Source organism: Planotetraspora sp. GP83, assembly GCF_041262585.1.
Classification (GTDB): domain Bacteria; phylum Actinomycetota; class Actinomycetes; order Streptosporangiales; family Streptosporangiaceae; genus JAOEGB01.
The window spans coordinates 53256-71698 of record NZ_JBGCBZ010000025.1; the positions used below are offsets into that span (position 1 = coordinate 53256).

At 68.5% G+C, this 18443-nt stretch carries 15 protein-coding genes and 1 tRNA gene; 7 read left to right on the forward strand and 9 right to left on the reverse strand.

The genetic code is table 11. The features are described 5' to 3' along the window. Positions 1-112 precede the first annotated feature (112 nt). Positions 113-185 (forward strand) — tRNA-Arg (locus ABH927_RS28525). Positions 186-402: 217 nt separating this feature from the next. Here the strand turns inward: ABH927_RS28525 and ABH927_RS28530 are convergent. The 4 genes from ABH927_RS28530 to ABH927_RS28545 form a co-directional block, all read right to left on the reverse strand. Then, entirely contained in the window at positions 403-636 is a 234-nt protein-coding gene (locus ABH927_RS28530; RefSeq protein WP_370026595.1) for a DUF2945 domain-containing protein, read from the reverse strand. Positions 637-755: 119 nt separating this feature from the next. After that, on the reverse strand, positions 756-1895 hold the full coding sequence (locus ABH927_RS28535) for a CU044_5270 family protein (protein ID WP_370026597.1): 1140 nt from the start codon (positions 1893-1895) through the stop codon (positions 756-758). Beyond that, the gene (locus ABH927_RS28540; RefSeq protein WP_370026599.1) at positions 1892-2419 is read right to left on the reverse strand and encodes an RNA polymerase sigma factor; all 528 of its coding nucleotides are present in this window, start codon (positions 2417-2419) and stop codon (positions 1892-1894) included. Before ABH927_RS28540 ends, ABH927_RS28535 begins: the two co-directional genes overlap by 4 nt. Positions 2420-2677: 258 nt before the next feature. Further along, the gene (locus ABH927_RS28545) at positions 2678-2863 is read right to left on the reverse strand and encodes a hypothetical protein (protein ID WP_370026600.1); all 186 of its coding nucleotides are present in this window, start codon (positions 2861-2863) and stop codon (positions 2678-2680) included. A gap of 480 nt (positions 2864-3343) precedes the next feature. Between ABH927_RS28545 and ABH927_RS28550 the strand changes: the two genes are divergently transcribed. Beyond that, entirely contained in the window at positions 3344-4288 is a 945-nt protein-coding gene (locus ABH927_RS28550) for a hypothetical protein (RefSeq protein ID WP_370026602.1), read from the forward strand. Positions 4289-4872: 584 nt separating this feature from the next. On the opposite strand, the gene ABH927_RS28555 is transcribed toward ABH927_RS28550, so the two are convergent. The 4 genes from ABH927_RS28555 to ABH927_RS28570 form a co-directional block, all read right to left on the reverse strand. Next, complete coding sequence (locus tag ABH927_RS28555; protein ID WP_370026604.1) at positions 4873-6228, reverse strand: molybdopterin-dependent oxidoreductase; 1356 nt, start codon at positions 6226-6228, stop codon at positions 4873-4875. A gap of 159 nt (positions 6229-6387) precedes the next feature. Further along, positions 6388-7614, reverse strand: a complete 1227-nt coding sequence (locus ABH927_RS28560; RefSeq protein ID WP_370026606.1) for a Dyp-type peroxidase — start codon at positions 7612-7614, stop codon at positions 6388-6390. 349 nt (positions 7615-7963) lie between these two features. Beyond that, complete coding sequence (locus ABH927_RS28565) at positions 7964-8407, reverse strand: hypothetical protein (protein WP_370026608.1); 444 nt, start codon at positions 8405-8407, stop codon at positions 7964-7966. A 178-nt stretch (positions 8408-8585) separates the two neighbouring features. Next, positions 8586-10508 (reverse strand): sigma-70 family RNA polymerase sigma factor, encoded by a 1923-nt coding sequence (locus ABH927_RS28570; RefSeq protein WP_370026610.1) that lies wholly within the window; start codon positions 10506-10508, stop codon positions 8586-8588. A 275-nt stretch (positions 10509-10783) separates the two neighbouring features. On the opposite strand from ABH927_RS28570, the gene ABH927_RS28575 reads away from it, so the two are divergent. From ABH927_RS28575 to ABH927_RS28590, 4 genes are all read left to right on the forward strand, one after another. Next, positions 10784-12247: a DUF1996 domain-containing protein gene (locus ABH927_RS28575; protein WP_370026612.1), complete on the forward strand. Its 1464-nt coding sequence runs from the start codon at positions 10784-10786 to the stop codon at positions 12245-12247. A 72-nt stretch (positions 12248-12319) separates the two neighbouring features. After that, positions 12320-13048, forward strand: coding sequence for a DUF305 domain-containing protein (locus ABH927_RS28580; protein WP_370026614.1), 729 nt, complete (start codon positions 12320-12322; stop codon positions 13046-13048). 233 nt (positions 13049-13281) lie between these two features. Beyond that, on the forward strand, positions 13282-14571 hold the full coding sequence (locus ABH927_RS28585; protein WP_370026616.1) for a ferric reductase-like transmembrane domain-containing protein: 1290 nt from the start codon (positions 13282-13284) through the stop codon (positions 14569-14571). A 186-nt stretch (positions 14572-14757) separates the two neighbouring features. Beyond that, complete coding sequence (locus ABH927_RS28590) at positions 14758-15321, forward strand: carboxymuconolactone decarboxylase family protein (protein WP_370026618.1); 564 nt, start codon at positions 14758-14760, stop codon at positions 15319-15321. Positions 15322-15646: 325 nt separating this feature from the next. On the opposite strand, the gene ABH927_RS28595 is transcribed toward ABH927_RS28590, so the two are convergent. Further along, the gene (locus ABH927_RS28595) at positions 15647-16819 is read right to left on the reverse strand and encodes an ROK family protein (RefSeq protein WP_370026620.1); all 1173 of its coding nucleotides are present in this window, start codon (positions 16817-16819) and stop codon (positions 15647-15649) included. A 356-nt stretch (positions 16820-17175) separates the two neighbouring features. Here ABH927_RS28595 and ABH927_RS28600 point away from each other — a divergent pair, with 356 nt between their 5' ends. Further along, positions 17176-18393 carry a chitosanase gene (locus ABH927_RS28600; protein WP_370026622.1) on the forward strand — a complete coding sequence of 406 codons (1218 nt, stop codon included), beginning with the start codon at positions 17176-17178 and terminating at the stop codon, positions 18391-18393. Positions 18394-18443 lie beyond the last annotated feature (50 nt).

Consider the following 18443-nt stretch of genomic DNA (forward strand, 5'->3'; position numbering starts at 1 on the left):
CTCTCGTAGGTCCCTCGCCCGTGGGAGGGCAAAGTAATGGCTCAAGCAGGGGTGTACGGTCTGGTAGAGTTACACCCGTTGCCAAGCATCCCAGGTGATGCCAGGCAGCCAGGCGGCCGTAGCTCAATGGATAGAGCATCTGACTACGGATCAGAAGGTTAGGGGTTCGAGTCCTCTCGGCCGCGCCCAACTCAAAGGCCACTTCCGATCACCGGAAGTGGCTTTTTGGTTCCCGTACAGCAGCGAATTACAGCAACGTCGTCAGCGGTTGAGGCCGGCGTCCGACTTTGACAGTCCTGGTGATCCGCTGGCTGATCGGTTCCTGCGTGCCGGGCCAGCGATCGAGTTCGGCCGCGGTCACGTTGACCGCCTGGTGGGTCGGCGGCGATCTGCTTCTTGTCGTCAGTCATGGCAGTCCTTCTTGTGCAGGGCTGACGGCTTGTGCACGGCGGTCTTGCCGCTCTTGCTGCTCCGGACGCGGAACTGAGGGTCGTCGGGCGAGGCCTTCACGGTGCGTCCGCTGTCTTCCGTCGTCTCGGTGATCTTCTTCTCGACCTTCCCCGAGGTGGAAGAGCCGTGGCTTTTCCAGGTGACTTCGTCACCCACGGCCGGTTCGCCCTTTTTCTTGGCGCTCATGGGGGCTCGGGTACCCACCCACGACTAGGGCAATCACGCGCCGGCTGGCCCGGCGGCATGACGAAAGGGCGACCGCGGCTCATGGCCGCGATCGCCCGCCCTGTCGGAACCGCCGGCCGTTACGGCTTGACCGGCTTCCGGTCGGTCCACTCGGCCTTGGTGATCGAGGTCCAGTTGACGACGGTGCCCGGCTCCGCCCAGCCGTAGGTCCCGGTCGGGGCGACGGCCACGAACTGGTCCGTCAGCAGGACGCCGGTCTTCGGGTCGACGATGAGCTGCCGCTCGAACGTGCCGGTGGACCACGTCTCGGCCCGGGCGACGCCCTGGCCCGTGCGGCCCAGCGTGTCGGTCACCTCACCCAGCGACCGCACGCCGTCCAGTCCGGCGAGCACCTGGTAGGCTGCGGCCCGGACGCCGGGCTTGACGGGCATGTCGCTCAACAGGCCCGCGGTCACCTGGAAGAGCCAGGAGTCGGCATCCTGCGGGTCGTTGGACTCGGTGCCGTGCCCCTCGTATCCCTTGAGCAGGTACGCCTTCAGCTTGGCCGCCGTCGTGGGCAGAGCCTGGAGCTCGGCCACCGAGACGTTCTTGCCGGCCAGGTCGGCGACCTTGTCGCCCACGTTGATCCTGTCGGCGGAGGGCTTGCCGCCCTTGGCCTCGACGACCCGCTGTGCCCGGGTGTCGGCGTTCTTGGTCATGGTCACCGTCCACCTGGTCGGCGAGCCGTCCTGCTTCCAGGCGGCCTCCGAGCCGGGCGCGGGCTTAATCCCGAGGTTCTGGGACACCCACCAGCTTTCCTGCTTCGGCGAGCGGGCGATCCACTTCTGGTCGCCTTGCAGGCTGTTCACCGTGTAGTGCACCTTGGTGCCCACCTGCTGGGCGTTACCGAGCGTGCTCTCCACGTACCAGTAGGCCCCGCCGCCCTGCCGGGCCTTGAGTGACGACTCGGCCGCGACGAGGAGGAGTTGCTTGGCCGACAACTGCGTCACCGGCTGCTTGTCCTTGGCGACGACCGGGGAGTTCGGCGCATGTGTCGTGCCGCCGGTCGCGGTGATCGTCACGGCCACGGCGGTGGCGGCGGCCACGCCCGCCAGGCCGAGCGCCCACACGGGCCTGGGGATGCCGGCCTTGCGGGTCCGCACCGGCCTCGGCCTGGCGTGAGACATGGCGTAGGAGAGCTCGGCAGCCCGGGTGTGCTCGTCGGCCGGGGTGTCGAGATGGGCCGGGCGGGCCGCCCGCAGCTGGTTCATCGGGTTCATGACCACTCCTCACTGAGATTGCGCACCCGGGTTCGGGGGGCGACCGCCGGTGCCGACTTCATCGCCTGGACCAGCCGTTTGCGGGCCCGGTGGAGCCGCACTCGGAAGGTCGCGGCGGAACATCCGATGACGCGTGCCGCGTCGCGCGGCGTGAGCCCCTGCCAGGCCACCAAGATCAGTAGCTCGCGTTCGTCCTGGTTCAACGAGGCGAGCGCGGTCATGACGGCGAGGCGTTCGGCCACCTGATCGGCGTGGTCTTCTTCCGTCCATGCGTGCAGCTCGCCGGCGAGCGACTCGCGCCTGATCTCGGCGCGGATGTTGTCGCGCAGCACGTTGCGGGCCACGCCGAGCAGCCATGGCAGGGCGGGCTCCGGTATGTCGTCGAACCGCCGCCAGGCGATCGCGAACGTCTCGCTCACCACCTCGTCGGCGATCTGCCTGCCCGCCTGACTGACCACGTAGGCCCAGACCCGCTGTCGGCACTCGTCATACATCGTGGTGAACCGCTGTGAGTCGTCCGTCACCGCCTGGCCCCCCTTCGTCCCGGGTAATTGCTTCAACACCAGGAAGTGGGCCGAGACTCTCAAGTGTTACGAACAACTCCAAAATCATCGCGGAGCTCGGTCAGCCGCGGATCATCATCACGCGGAGTTCGACGCGCCGCGCGACCTGGTCTTCCGCGCGCACACCGACCACGACCTGCTCGTGCAGTGGATACCCGCACGACCTGAAGAAGGCCGTCGACGTGTTCGACGTCCGCGACGGTGGCAGGTGGCGCTACGTCAGCATGGACGCCGAGGGCAACGAGTTCGGCTTCCACGGTCCTTCGCCCAGCTCTTGCTCGACTTGTTGCGTGAGATCACCCGGTCCAGCCGGGCGATCCGCTCACGCAGCGCGGCGTTCTCGGCCCGAAGCTCAGTGTTCTCCTTCTCCAACGCCGCGACCTGCTCGGTCAGCTTCGCGATCACAGCCTCCTTGCGGGCGACCCTCCAGGCCGGACACCCGAAGATCACATCACCATCCACCCGATTGATCAACGTGACGGGCAGTCACACGCGCGCCACCACCGTCACGCTTCGATCAGTGCCTGAATGTTTGCCATTCCTGCTCAAGGCGTGACGCCGTAAAAGATGGCGCTTTCGTCGATGTGTGTCAGTTTTAATGCTCCACAGGCCATTGGGCCAGGGAGTGGCACCGCCGAGCATGATGGAAAACGTGCAATTCAGTAAATAAAAACGACGCGGCGGGTAGATTCGCCATCAGCCGATAAGTGCGTGTATTGCATCAGCAATATGCGGCAAATCGAAGTTCCATCGCCCGGCGCCTTCCGGAAACTCACGGCCGTGCGCAGGCACGAACTACGGTTTTGATCAGCCTAAGGCAAGTCAATCCGCCTAGACGTGCTCCGAAATCAATGCCAACGATGGAATGGCAATCCCGATCGCCGCATGCGGCATGATCGGAGAGGAGTCATCTCTATGCAAGGCAAACGATTCTCGTTGCTACTCGGCCCAGCAGTCCTCACCGCCGTCACCCTCTGGCCGGCGGAAGCCGCCCAGGCCCTCGTCCATCACCCGTCTGCCATGGTGGCAGCAGTCAGCGCGAACCGCGCGGCGCTGTCTGCGGACTACGGCGACGAATCAGAAGAGAGCAGCAGCAGCCCGGGATCCATTCAGGAGAGGGAATACCGGCAGAGCGGCGTCAGGAGCGCGACTGGCGAGGAGTCCCGCTACAGCCCCACCACCTACAGCGAGCGCGCCGAGTCCAGCCACCCGGCGTCGTACAGCGAGGAGTCCAGCAGTCCGGTGTCATACAGCCGGCTGGGCCGCATCAGTCGCATGAGGCTCATGCGCGAACGCGCCGAGGAAGCCAGTAGCGAGGCAGTCCGCCCGGCCACGTACACCCGCCGCGTAACCTACTCTCGCCCGGTCACTCGCATGGAGACCTTCACGCGTCCGGTTCGGGTCACCCGCATGCGGACGGTGACCCGTCCGGTCACTCGCATGGAGACCTTCACGCGTCCGGTTCGGGTCACCCGTATGGAAACGGTCACCCGTCCGGTCACCCGTATGGAAACGGTCACCCGTCCGGTCACCCGTATGGAGACCATCACCCGTCCGGTCACCCGCATGCGGACGGTGACCCGCCTGGTCACTCGCATGGAGACCTTCACGCGTCCGGTTCGGGTCACCCGCATGCGGACGGTCACTCGTCCGGTCACGCGCATGGAGACCTTCACGCGTCCGGTTCGGGTCACCCGCATGGAGACGGTGACCCGCCCGGTCACGCGCGTGGAGACGGTCACCCGCCCGGTGACTTACACCCGTCCGGTGTCCTACACCCGCCAAGTGCAGTACACCCGGCGACACCACCGGGCGAACATCGACCCGTGAGGTATCAGCCGGCCGCTGCAGTAGAGAGCTAGCGGAGGGGCACGGGCATTCCGCCCGTGCCCCTCTGTCGTGGTCGCTATCGCGCAGGCTCAGGGGCTCCTGCCCTGGTCGGCGTCACTGCTGTCATGGCGTCATGGGCAGGCTCCGAACGATCTTGATCGACCACGCTAATTGGCCCGGCCAGGACCGCGACGCGGATCACGTCGTCCCCGACGTGATCGAGGCTATGGAAATCTTGCAGGAAGAGCGGTGATGAGCGGGTCAAGCCGCACCTGGTGGGCGGTTGCCGTACAGCAACCCGTACAGCAACCCGTACAGCAACCCGTACAGCAACCCGTACAGCAACATGGCCTCACACAATCACACACCACCGTCCCGCACCTACCGCCAGAGCAGGTGGCGTTAGCGGGCTGCAGAGTGCCGAGTTACCGCCACTGGCCGTTCGGATGTGGTCGGCCATCCCTGAGGCGCCTGTTCGGGAGCGAAGGGCCGTCTACGCCGTCATTGGAATGCGGCGTTCGACGACGAGATTCTCCGCTCGGGTGTATGCGGCGGAGTGACCATGGGCGGCGGAGGTCCGTTGGTCAGGGCATGTCGGAGTCTGGAACCACGATGAGGTCCAGTGGGTAGTGCCCGTTGTAGCCGAGTCCGTGCTGGTTCCACACGACGTCCTCTGGGCGAGGCTGGACGTTGCCCGTTTTGTCCTTCGCCCGGGACATCACGCGGTACTGGCCTGGCTTGACCCCCGGCCACGGCACCTCGAAGCGCACCCACATATAGGGTTCGGGAGTGTTCAGCAGCCTCGCCGCACGCCATGGCATCTCGGTGACCCATCGGCCGGGTGAGGCCAGCTTCTCCACCGAGACGTCGACGTGGTCGATCGCGCCGGCCCCTGACCACGCCCGCCCGCGCAGGGTGATGTCGCCGGGATACAGCGTGACCTCCGGGTCGTGCTCGATGGCGCTGCGGACGGGGCCGACGCTCAGGGGGACGGGCTTGGGGTAGGCGGGACCGGCCAGCACGTGCCTCGTCTGCAGCCCTGTCGGCGAAATGCGGTGCTTGGACACCTCGATCTCGCCGAGCCACTTGATGTACGTGACGGCGGCCCACCCCGACAGGATCAGGCGGAGCGGGTAGCCGTGGTCGACCGGGAGGTCTTGTCCGTTCATGCGGTACGCCAGCAGGGTGTCGTCCTTGAGCACCTTGTCGGCGGGGGCGACCTGGGAGTAGTGGATCTTCCCACCGGGGAAGCTGTGGTTGACGATGACGTCCAGGCCGGTGAACTTCACGTCCATCGGGGATACGGCTCCGGCCGCCGCCAGCACGTCCTTGGCCCGTACCCCTGTCCATTCAGCGGCCCCCACCGCGCCGAAGTGCCACTGGGTAAAACCGACCGGGAGCCAGCGATGGGCGGCTCCGCCAGGCGGCAGCTTGGGAAAGAAGGCGGCGCAGTTGGCGCCGCAGTCAATGGTGCGCTTCAGCGTCACCGACGGCATCGCCAGCAGCTCGTCGTAGGTGAACGACCGGGGGCGGGTGAGCGCGTCGCCGGTGAGCCTGAGCCGCCAGGTCCGGCGGTCGATCTGTGGAGGACGGGCCCGGTTGTGGATGTACATCCGATCGTTGGGAATCAACTCGCCGTATCCCCGGGGCTCGCCGGCGAGGGGTGCCCGCCCGACCGGGCCCCACTTCATCTCCTCCGAGCCGTTCTCTCGGTGAACGAAGTACCAAGACGGCGTCGGCTGGACGACGAAGTTCGTCGCCTCCGTCGAGGGAGGCCCGGCCGTGCCGGCAGCGGTGGGCGCTTCACCGACGAGGAACGGCGCCGTGGCGCCCGCTACCGAGCACGCCAGGAACCACCGCCGTGAGCACTCCGCTTCTGATGTGATCTCCTGAGGGCGATCGGTGCCGTCCTCGCCATGGTCCCGATGGTGCGCCATCATGAGCACTCCCCACTGCCCGATGCCCCCAATCGGGCGATTAGTGCAGTATCGGCGTATATCTCCCCATACCCGGTCTGTCCCGAGGCCCTAACCTCGATCATGCCCACGCCGAGCCGATCCGCGTCACGCCGCCGCATCCGCTGGCTGTATGCCGTTCGGTCAGGTCAGCAGGGTGCGGGCGTAGGAGTCGTGGTCGTCTTTCACGCCCGGGAGGGCGAAGAAGTAACCTCCGCCGGTCGGGGTGATGTAGGGGACGAGCATCTCGTTCTCCAGTCGCCGCTGCATCTCGATGTAGGTGCGCAGTTCACGCTGGAAGCAGCAGAAGGCGTGCCCGGCGTCCATGCGCCCGTCGACGTCCGGGGCGCGCATGTACTGGTAGCTGCGGCGCCAGATGTGCACCGGAGGCACCTTGTCCGGCACGTACGGGTTGGGCGCGGCGAAGCGGGAGTCGGTCGTCTGCGGGTTGGCCAGGCGGACATGGCAGCTGAACGGCATCACCTCGCCCGCCGGATCGTAGACCACCGGCGAATTCTCGTCATGACCGCCGTTCAACGGGACACCGGTGACCTTGTGCCGGCCGATGATCCTCTGCTGCTGCTCGACCGGCACCCGGTTCCACTTCTCCAGGTCGAACCGGACGATCCGGACCACCTGGTAGGTACCGCCGGTCGTCCAGGCCGGCTCGGGGGACGGCGAATGCACCCAGACGAAATTGTCGATCCGCCCCTTGACGTCGGTCAGGAAGTGATTGGCCACGTCGTCGTGGAACCCGAGCAGGTCACGAGGAGTTCCGCTCGGCCGCTGCGGGCTACGGAACCCGTCGATGCGCCACCGCTGCCGCATCAGGCCAGTGGTGCGCGTGTGCAAGTCGATCAACACGTTCACCAGCGCGTCGGAGTGGTTGGCGCACAGCTGCAGGAGAAGGTCCCCATGACACTCCGCCGGGTTGAGATCGTCATGGGCGAAGGCTGTCATGGGCACCAGCTCGACGGGTTTGCGGCCGGCCAGCCCGAAGCGGTCGTCGAACAGCGAGGACCCAACGGCGACGGTCACGGTCAGCCCGTCCGGCACCAGAGTGGTGCCGAGAAGACCGGAACCCGACGAGCCCGAGGCGGGCCGCGCAGGGCCGCCGCTGGTCAGGAAGCGGGCCCGCGCGGTGAGAATGCGGAACAGATCGGTGAGCTGATCGCGGGTCTCGGCGGTCACGTCGTAGGCGACGAAGACTCCCTGCTGCTGCGGAACCCGCGGCAGCTGGGTTATGCCGGACTGATGTACGCCATGGAAGGGCACGATATCGCCGGCGCTCGGAGAGCGCTCTCGCGAGCCCTTCCGTACCGGCTGACCGGCCGCCGCGCCGAGGAGCCCGGCGGTCAGTGTCCCTCCCATGAACGAACGGCGAGAGTATGAGTGGGACATGCTTTCACGCTAGGAAGCCCACGATCACTCTTACAAGGGGTGACCTCGGTTCTTGGTGGCAACTTAACGTCCCTTTTGCTCGCGGCCCGAAGGCCGCTCGTCCCGGTACGTTCTAGCCGCCCCGAGCTGCTCCTGCTGACCACCGCCGGGGGCGTGCTGGCTGCCACCGGCCATGCGGTCGTGCTGTGCCCGACCTACGGCCTTCTTCCCCGACGGCCCTGGCGAAGATGCCGGTCGCGGAGGCTTGCGCTGCGCGGATCATGTGGTCGTAATGCGCGTTCGGTGGGGCTCAGGTCTGAAATGAGATCAAGTGTGCGGATCAGGGCGCGGCTTCGTGGCCTGGCTGGCCGGGCGTACGGCGCTGCTGCTTGAGCTCCGCTTCGTAGAGATGGCGACGCCCTTCGGCCAGCTCGGTCCGAGCTTCGCGCTCGAGATTCTGGAAGGCCGCGTAGTACCCGTCGTCGTACTCCTCCACGAGCTGGTAGGTCCACCTGCCGGCGATGACGTTGCGGCCGATCAGCTCACGTTCGATCCGATCGGCCCACGTGTCGTGCCCTGCCTGGCGGAACAGCCTCACCACGTCGTCGAGCTCGAAATCGGCGCTGCCGGTGAGTTGATGGAACGCGTACAGGTGGCCTCTGACTCGATGGATTATCTCCAGCGCCTTGCTGAACCTGCCCAGCGCGTCAACAGTCACGTCATCCAGGCCCGGCGGCCGGAGGTGTGCGGGGTCGGGCCGGCCCGCCTGCTCACGTTCTGTCATGCCGCACCGCTACCCGCCTCATCGGCGCGTCTATCCTCCCGGTCGGCTCCACTCAAATCGTAAGCTCAAATCGAGAAATCAAATCGAGGAATCCGCAGAACCGCGCACGGTCGCGCTCCCCTCGAAATCAGCTAGTGGCGGGCGGCCGTCATGACTGCGAGGATGCCTTCCTCAAACGTCAGGGCGCCGCCTGGAAGGCGCGGCCGGTGCGGGTGGCGACGCCGTTGCCGTGGAACAGCCCAGTGCTCGGCTCGGTGTCCGAGGCCGGCAGTCCGAACCACGCGTAGCGCTGGACGTACGGCAGCGCGGCCAGCATCCGGGTGGAGGCGGTCAGGAAGGCCGCCTGCTGCGCGTCGCCGGGAAGGCGGACGCCGTGCGAGAAGTCGATCAGGGCGAACTCGGTGAGCCAGATCGGCTTGTGATAGCGCTTGTACACGGCCTGGAGATAGGACCTGAGCTGGCCGACCGCCGCCTGCGTGCGGAAGTCCCCGCCGTACCAGTGCAGGGAGATGAAGTCGACGCGGTAGCCGCGCTCGGCCGCTCCGTTCATGAACCGGTCGAGCCAGCCGCCCGGGGTGTTCCCGCCGTACGCCACGGCTGGGCTGCCGAGCACACGCCCGGCCTTCATGAGCTTCGGCCACAGGGACAACGCCTCGTCCACGGTCATGTTCGCCTGTGCGGTCATATCCGGCTCGTTGAAGCTCAGCAGGTACGGCCCGGCGCTCCTGGCCTGGGCGAGGGTCTCCGGGGTGACGCTGCCGGCTCCCCAGATCATCGGGACGAACCCGACGCCCTTGGGGCCGATCGTGCCGTCATGGCGCGTGGACCAGTTGTAGTACCAGCTCGCGCCCGACTTGGCGAGCGCCGTGCTGACGCCGGGCATCTTCCATACCCCCACCCCCTTCTTGCGGGAGGCCGCCACCGGCGGGCGGTGCGTCGGCTTGGGCGTGGGGGACGGCTTCGGCCGGCTGCGGGACGGAGACGGGGAGTGCTCGGGTGTGGGGCGCGCCGACCACGACGCCGCCAGGGGCGCCACCGTGTGGTCCGGCGTCGGGCGAGCGGTGAGATGCCCGGACACCACGACGCCCGCGACGACGGCCGCCACGCCGGCGACGGCCACGGACCCGGCGACCGGAGCGTGGGAGAGGGAGGACAGCACGCCGCGCGGCCGCCGGGGACGGAGCGCGTGTGCCCCCCGGCCCGCGCCGCTTCGCCCGGGGGGAAGGTGCGAAGCGGCGTGGCCGCCCCCGGCGGCGGCCGGGGTGGCGTGCAGGTGGTCCACGAGCGCGGCGAGACCGGCCGGCACGGGCAGCAGCGGCAGCCCGCTGAGCAGGCGGTCGATCGGCAGCAGGCCGGCGCCGCGCCGTTCACAGACGGGGCAGCCGCGGATGTGCCGGGCGAACCGCTTGCGCCACAGAGGGCTCGGCACGCCGTCCCAGCTCCGGGCGAGGCTGCGCAGCTCCGGGCACGCGGGCCGTTCGGGCGCGTCCGGGCTCGCGCCGTTGTCGGCCTGCAGCGCACGGACGACCGTGCGAGCGGTCTCCACCTGCTCTTTCATGCGCTGGACACGGACGGCTGCGTGGCGGCCGGAAAGGCCCAGCGCGTTGGCGAGATCGGCGCGGCTGAGCCGGCCGGTCTCCTCCAGCCACCACAGGGCGAGCAGCGCCCGGTCGTCGCCGTCCAGCCAGCGGGTGGCCTCGGCGACCTCCCGTCGCTGGTCGGTGAGTCCCAGCCGCAGGATGGTCATGGTGGCGAAGTCGGAGGCCGGGTCCGGTAGCTCGGCCGCCGTGTCGAGATCCGCCCTACGGTACTGCGCGGTCCGATGGTCCTGCTGGTGGTCGCGCACCTGCCGGACGGCGATCGCGACCAGCCAGGAGCGGTACGCCTGCGGGTCACGCAGGTCCGGCAGGGCACGGACGACCCGCAGCAGCGTCTCCTGGACCACGTCGTCGACGTCGGTGTGCGCGTTCAGCGCCCGCCCGACGATGTTGTAAACGAGGGGAAGGGAGTCGGCCACCAGGGCGTCCAGCGCCCGCTGGTCCCCGTCGCGAGCGGCGGCCACCATCGCTGTGTCAGGTCCGCCCCTACCGGTTCCCCGCATCGCGCTCCGTCCGTCAAGTCGCGCCGCCCTCTTCGTGTCGGGCGCACTGTGCGCTGGTTCGAGCAATTCTCCCGGCCGCAGGGGACGTGCGAATCGTCCCCTAAGAGGGGACCGGGTGAGCGGTTGTCGGACAACGAAAATTCCGGGCCCTCTTTTCCTGAGTTTTCGTTATCCACCGCGCGCCCGCCGGTCTCCAGTACAGAAGCGCATCAGTCCAGCCTGCCTGACACGCCGTCGGGCTCCTCATCCCCTTGTACTGAAGGACCTCAACCACCATGACTGAAACTGCTCCGAGTGCTATCGCACCAGGTCGCAGCGCCGCCCGGCGAGTTAGGCGGCTCGCGTTCGCGGGCGCCCTCACGGCCGTCCTGGGCGCCTGCCTGGTGAACGGCGCCGCCCCGGCCGGCGCGGCCGAGGCTCCGCTGTCGCAGGGCCGTACGGCCAGCGCCTCTTCGAGCGAGAGAGGTGACCTGACGCCCGCGGCGGCCTTCGACGGCAACGGCGGCACCCGCTGGTCCAGCAAGTTCAGCGACCCCCAGTGGCTCCAGGTCGACCTGGGCAAGTCCACCGCGATCAAGAAGATCGTGCTCAACTGGGAGCGCGCCTACGCGACCGCGTTCTCGGTCCAGACGTCCAACGGCGGGGGCGCCTGGACGACGGTCTACTCCACGACCGCCGGCAAGGGCGGCCTGCAGACCCTGGACGTGTCGGCCACCGGCCGGTACGTCCGGCTCTACGCCACCAAGCGGTCCTCCCAGTACGGCGTGTCGCTCTGGGAGTTCCAGGTCTTCGGCACCGGCTCGGGCACCTCGACCCCCACCCCGACCCCGACCGCGACCAATACGGCCAAGCCGACGCCCAGCGCCACCCCGACCACTGCGGCGCCTGGCGCCGGCTGGGTGCCGGTGGACCAGGCCGCATGGAAGCAGGCCTTGGACGCATACAACAAGGTCGCACCCCAACCGGTCCCCGCGGGAATCGTGAGAGTTCCCGAGTTCCACACCGACTGCACGGTGTCCAACCAGGCCAAGGACGACCCGATCGTGCTGCCCGGCTTGCCTGGCGCCTCCCACATGCACACCTTCTTCGGCCCGAAGGTGGACGCAAGCACCAAGACGGCAGACCTGCTCGCGAGTTCCACGACCTGTAACGCGCCTGGGGACCACAGCGCCTACTGGGTGCCGCAACTGATGCATAACGGTGAGCCGGTCCCGATCAAGGACTTCCGCGTGTACTACGGCGCCCGACTCAAGGACCCATCGGCGGTCGTGCCGTTCCCGCCGGGTCTGCGCGTGGTGCAAGGCGATGCGAAGCGGCAGGTAGCGACGCCGAAGGGCGCCAGCGGCCAGTTCTGGTGCGCCGGCAGCGCGGAGATCGGACGCAGCGCCGACGGCAACTGGCCTGTCTGCGCACAAGGCGGCCACCTGATCTACCAGCTGATGTTCCAGGACTGCTGGGACGGCAAGCACATCGATTCTCCTGACCACAAGTCGCACATGGGGCCGATGAAGGACGGCCGGTGCTCCGGTGACTATCCGGTCGCGGTCCCCAACATCTCGCTCATGGTCAACTACAACACCCTCGGCGGTGACGGCCTGTCGCTGTCGTCGGGCATGGCGTCCTCGATGCACGGGGACTTCATGAACGCATGGGTGCCGGAGAAGCTCGGCGCGCTCGTGAAGGTCTGCATCAACGCGGACGCCAAGTGCGGCATCACGCCAGGCTGGGCCAACGGCTGACCTGAGCTGAGCTGAATCTGCGGGGGCGGGGTCCGGCTCGCCGGGCTTCGCCCCCCATGGAGAAGGGCGGAAATGAGAGCGGCCACCATTGGCGCACCGGTGCTCGCGGTGCTCACCGTTCTGCTGGTCACACGATGTGTCGCGGCGGGGACGGATGCGCATTCGGCCGCAGGTCACATGCCGCTTCACTCGAACATGACCTCCGCACCGACCGGCACGGCGCCGGCCGGTGCCAACGCCACCGACGTCGCGTGGCTGCAACTGATGATCCCGATGACCGAGCAGGCCGTCCGCCTGATGGAGGCGGCCCCGAGCAGAACCTCGAATCCGCGAGTCACCCGGCTCGCCGCGGAGATGAGCGCCGGTCACCGTACGCAATTGCGGACGCTACGGGAACTGCTGCGGCGAGCCGGTGCGCCTCTGACCAACGTGCACGAGGGACACAACATGCCCGGCATGGTGACCGCCACCGAACTCAAAACTGTCGAGCGGACCGGCGATGCCGCGTTCGACCGGCTTTTCACCCAGCACATCGGCGAGTACCTGCGGCAATCCGTCCTGGTCGCTGGCGGAGAGCAGCAATCGGGAGCCGATCGGGACACCACGGCATTCGCCGCCACCCTGGCGAAATCCCGCGCCGGCGACCTCGCACAGCTCACGGGCGATGCCGCCGACGGCGACGCCCGCGGCAACGGCGGTAGCGGCAGCGGTAGCGCCGCTAAGGGCGGCGACGTCGGAAGTCCCACAAGCCGGCGCCTCGTGCAGGTGAACGATGCCCCATCCGCCGATGTGAGCAGCTGAACAGAGCTCGGGTTCGGAGAGATTTCGAGATGGTGCGCCCCGCTCACCGCGACTACGCCGGCCCCCACCGTGCCCCCCACCGTGCCCCCCACCGAGCCCCCCAGCGCGACCACGCCGCCCCGCGGTCCGCGCGAGCCGCCGGCGCGCGGCGAAGCCGCACTGGGCGCACACGACCGCGGACGCGGCGGGAGGCGCCCCGGCGTGCCGCCGCCTGGCAGGCGAGCCCGGCGCTGGTGCTCGTCCTGTTGTACGCGGGAGCGGCCGCGGCCACCACGGGATGCTGGTACGGCCTGGCTTCTGTCGACGGGGCCGCCGGGTGGTTCGCGTGGGTGGGCAGGCTCACCGGGTTGCTGGCGGGCTACGCCTGTGCCGTACTGCTGGGGCTGATTTCCCGCATCCCCGCGCTCGACCGTGGGGTCGGCTCCGACCGGCTGGCGCGCTGGCACGCGCTGAGCGGCCGCTACACGATCGTCCTGTCCACCGTGCACATGGCGTTCGCCACGGCGGCCCACGTGGCGCGATCCGGCACCGGCGTCCTGCGCGGCACGGTCGGGCTCGTCCTGGACGGCCCCGCTGTGCTGGAAGCCACCATCGGCTTCGGGCTTCTGAGCGGCGTCGCCGTCATCTCGGTCCGTGCCGTACGGCGGCGGCTCCGCTATGAGACGTGGCACTACCTCCATCTCCTCACCTATGGCGGGGTCTTCCTCGCGTTCGCCCACCAGCTCACCGGCCCGGACTTCGCCGGTGGCGCCGTCGCGAGCACGCTCTGGCGGGCCCTCTACGTGTCCGTCGCCGTGTCGCTGGTCTGGTACCGCTTTCTCACTCCTGTCCGCCGCGCGCTGCGCCACCGGCTCCGGGTCGCGGGCGTCCGGATGGAGTCGCCAGGCGTGGTGTCGGTCTACGTGACCGGCGAGCACCTGGGCGAGCTCGGCGCGGAGCCGGGACAGTTCTTCCGGTGGCGTTTCCTCGCGCCGGGCATGTGGTGGACCGCGAATCCCTACTCGCTCTCGGCCCCCGCCAACTCGCGCTTCCTGCGCATCACCGTTAAGGCGGTCGGCGACCACAGTCGCGCGCTCGCCCGGCTGCGGCCGGGCACCCGCGTATGGGCCGAGGGGCCCTACGGCGCTCTCACCGCCGCGCGCCGCCGGAAGCCCCGGGTGTTGCTGATCGGAGGCGGGGTGGGCATCAGCCCGCTGCGGACTCTCTTCGAGACGCTGCCCGGACAGGTGACGCTCGTCTACATGGCCCGCCGCGACGAGGACCTGGTGCTGCGCAACGAACTGGACTCCATCGCCGCCGCGCGCGGCGCCACGGTGCACTACACGGTGGACGAGCTGACCGGCACATCCGGAGGCCGTGCCGTGCCACTGACCGGACGCGCCCTGCGGACCCTCATTCCGGGGCTGGCCGTCCACGACGTCTACCTGTGCGGCCCCACCGGGATGACGACGGCGGCGCGTCACGCCCTGCGTCGTGCGGGTGTGCCGAACCGGCGCATCCACGTCGAGTCCTTCGACTTCTGAGCGCCGCCCGGCGAGGCCGTACGGCATGTCAAGCGTCATTGGATGGCAGCAAACGGCTGCTGGGGGACAGCTTGCTGAACGGACTCGGCTGGGACGGCGGTCCGCCGATTGCGCAAAGTGGTTAATGCGCCAACGCCGAGACCGCGAGCCCAGGCTGATCCGGCGTCCGTCCGGTAGGGAGTATTCATGGCCCACATCGCCCTCAACTCCGACGAGCCGGGAATTCGCGGCCTCCTACGGTTCCGCCCGGAAACGGCGCGCCCGCTGAACGACCTCGCCGAGGTGCTGCTGCGTGGGGAGAGCACGCTGTCGCGAGGGGACCGGGAGCTGATCGCGGCGTACGTGTCGTCGCTGAACCGCTGCAAGTTCTGTTACTCCTCGCACGCCGCGTTCGCTGCGGCCCAGCTCGCTGAGGGGATGGACCTGGTCGAGCAGGTGCGGACCGATGTGGACGCCGCTCCCGTCTCGCCCAAGCTGAGGGCTCTGCTCGGCATCGCGGCAGCCGTACAGCAGGGCGGGCAGCAGGTCTCGGACAAGGACGTCGCGGCGGCCAGGGCGGAGGGCGCGACGGACGTCGAGATCCACGACACGGTGCTGATCGCGGCGGCGTTCTGCATGTTCAACCGCTACGTCGACGGGCTGGCGACGTTCGCCCCCGACGACCCCGAGGCGTACGCGATGGCCGCCCAGCGGGTCATCACAGAGGGCTACGGGAGCACGACGCCCCCCGTGGAGCGCCCCGCCCGATGACCACGAACGGATCGGCGAGCACGTCCATCGTTATCTGATCACCGGAGCCGGGCCTGCCGGTTTGCAGCTCAGCTACTACCTGCGCCGGGCCGGACTATCTCACCCTCGAACGCGAGGCCGCGCCGGGCGGCTTCTTTCGCACGTACCCGGGCCACTGACACCGTCAGCCGCAAATCCCAGTCGGCGAGTTTTCATCTCCCCAGGTGATGAGGAACCCATCACTTCTCGCCACCGTGCTTGTTAGGACTTCTGCCTAGTGATGGCCGGATGGCAGACGCCGGGTAGCGCGCTAGACCCTTTGATGCCTTTTCGGATAAGCGTCCGTTTACTGTTGCTGCATGGTCCGGACGGCTGCGGCGTGCGCGATCCGGCGGGAGGCGATCTGCTGCCAGGCGAGTTCGGCGCCGTGGGCGACGGCGCCGACCAGGACCGGGGCGTCGCCCAGGGCGGAGATCGAGACTCGGGGCGGGTACGTCAGCAGACCGGCCAGCATGGTCTCGATGCGAGGCAGGATCTGGGCGCTGGCCAGCGCGATGCCGCCGCCGAGCACGATCAGCTCGACGTCGACGACGCGGGTGATCTCGGCGATCCGCAGGGTGATGCGGCGGGCTTGTTCGTCCAGGATCCGCACGGCCAGGGCGTCGCCCTCGCGGGCGGCTTCGAAGACCGCTTCGGGGGTGACCGGGAGGGTCAGGGCCGTACCGGACTCCTCGCGGATCCAGTCGGCCGACCAGTCGACCAGCGCGTCGGCCGACGGGCTGTCCGGCGCGCCCTCGCTTCCCGGTGGTGGGTTGTCCACCTCGCCGGCCGCGCCCCGGTGGCCGCGGTGCAGGCGCCCGTCGAGGACGAGCCCGGCGCCGACGCCAGTGCCGATCGACAGGAACGCGAAGTCTGCGACCCCCCGCCCGTGCCCCGCCGCCCGCTCGCCCAGGGCGGCCAGGTTGATGTCGTTCTCGACCAGCACGGGGAGGCCCAGCATGGCACCGAGCCGACCGGCGATCGCCAGCCCCTCCAGGGAGTACGGATTACTCTCGTGCAACACCCCCTCCGGATCCACCACGCCCGGCACCCCGGCCACGACGAGCTCGACGGGCAGGTCACGGGCGATCTCGTCGCGAATCCGTGCGGCGGCGGCCAGCACACTGCCCGGGGTCGTGTCCGGGATGCGGATGTCGTGCCTGTTCAGGAGCGCGCCGCTCAGATCGGCCAGCACCCCGCGGACGAAACGTCTGCCGATGTCCAGCCCCAGGACGTAGGCGACATCGCAAACCGGCTCGAAGTAGACCGCGCGGTAATGAGGGGTGTCCGCTGACGGGACCTCTCGCACCAGCCCCCCTGCCAGCAGCAGGTCAAGAGCGCTGCCTGCGGTGGGCTTGGACATGCCGGTACGGCGGGCCGCCTCGGCGCGGGACAGCGGCGGGTCCCGGCGGATGGCCTCCAGCACCACGGCGGCGTTCGTCTCCCGGACGGTGGTCCACGTCGCATGACTGAAAGGCACTAGATCACAATAGTAAGAACCCTTGACGATAATCAACCGAGGCCGGTTGGTCATTGACCAGGCCAAGGGGCGGCATCTGCTGACTCGGAAGGGCCAGTCTGCGAGACCACGCCGGAATTGGGCCTTGCGCGAGTAAAGAGTCCTTCCTAACATCCCGCATAAGTTAGGAAGCTTTCCTAACTACGAACGGACGCCGGATGCCGTCCACGTGTTCGGGTTCTATGTACGGTCCGCTGCCGCGTGCCATCACGCGCAACCCACCCGCAACCCGAAGGGTCAAACCAATGCCCCTCTCCGTCGCAAACCACGCACCGCCCTCTCCCAGCCGCCGCCGACGGCGTCATCGCCTGTCAGCGGTGGCAACCGTCACCGTCGCTCTGGCCCTCCAGTCCGTCCTCCTCTCCCTGTCGAACGCCGCGACCGCCGCCGCGGACACCCTGCTCTCGCAGGGTAAGCCGGTGACCGCGTCCTCGACCGAGGCCGCCGAGTTCGCCGCGAGCAAGGCAGTGGACGGGGATGCCACCACCCGGTGGGCCTCGGCCGAAGGGCACGACCCCGAGTGGATCCGCGTCGACCTGGGCGCGTCCCGCACTATCACCCGGGTCCTGCTGAACTGGGAGGACGCCTACGGCAAGGCCTACAAGATCCAGGTCTCGGCCAACGGCTCCACCTGGAGCGATGTCTACTCCACCACCACCGGCAACGGCGCCACCGACGACCTGACCGTCACCGGCACCGGCCGTTACGTCCGCCTGTACGGCACCGCCCGGGGCACCTCCTACGGCTACTCGCTGTACGAGTTCCAGGTGTACGGAACCGGCGGCACCGGCCCGACGCCCACGCCGACGCCGACGTCCACCGGCGGTGTGGACCTGAACGACCCGCGCAAGAAGGACATCGCCATGCAGTTGGTGTCCAGCGCGGAGAACTCCTCGCTGAACTGGAAGGCTCAGTACAAGTACATCGAGGACATCAAGGATGGCCGCGGCTACACGGCCGGGATCATCGGCTTCTGCTCGGGCACCGGTGACATGCTCGACCTCGTCGAGCTCTACACCAGCCGGGTGCCCGGCAACGTGCTCGCCAAGTATCTGCCCGCGCTGCGCAAGGTCAACGGCACCTCCTCGCACACCGGCCTGGACCCCAACTTCACGACCGACTGGGCTCGCGCCGCGCAGGACCCGGCGTTCCAGAAGGCGCAGGACGACGAGCGTGACCGGGTCTACTTCAACCCGGCCGTCTCGCAGGCCAAGGCCGACGGGCTGCGCACGCTCGGCCAGTTCATCTACTACGACGCGATCGTCATGCACGGCGACGGTGACGACCCGGCCAGCTTCAGCAGCATCCGCGCGAACGCGCTGAAGAAGGCCAAGACCCCGGCGCAGGGCGGCAACGAGACGACCTACCTCAACGCCTTCCTGGACGCTCGCGTCGTCGCGATGAAGACGGAGGAGGCCCACAGCGACACCAGCCGCGTCGACACCGAGCAGCGGGTCTTCCTGCGCAACGGCAACCTCAATCTGAACACGCCGCTGGACTGGGCGGTCTACGGCGAGTCCTTCCACATCAGCTGACCGGCGCTGGGCGGCCTCGCCCGCGAAGGGGCCGCCCAGCTTCCACAGTT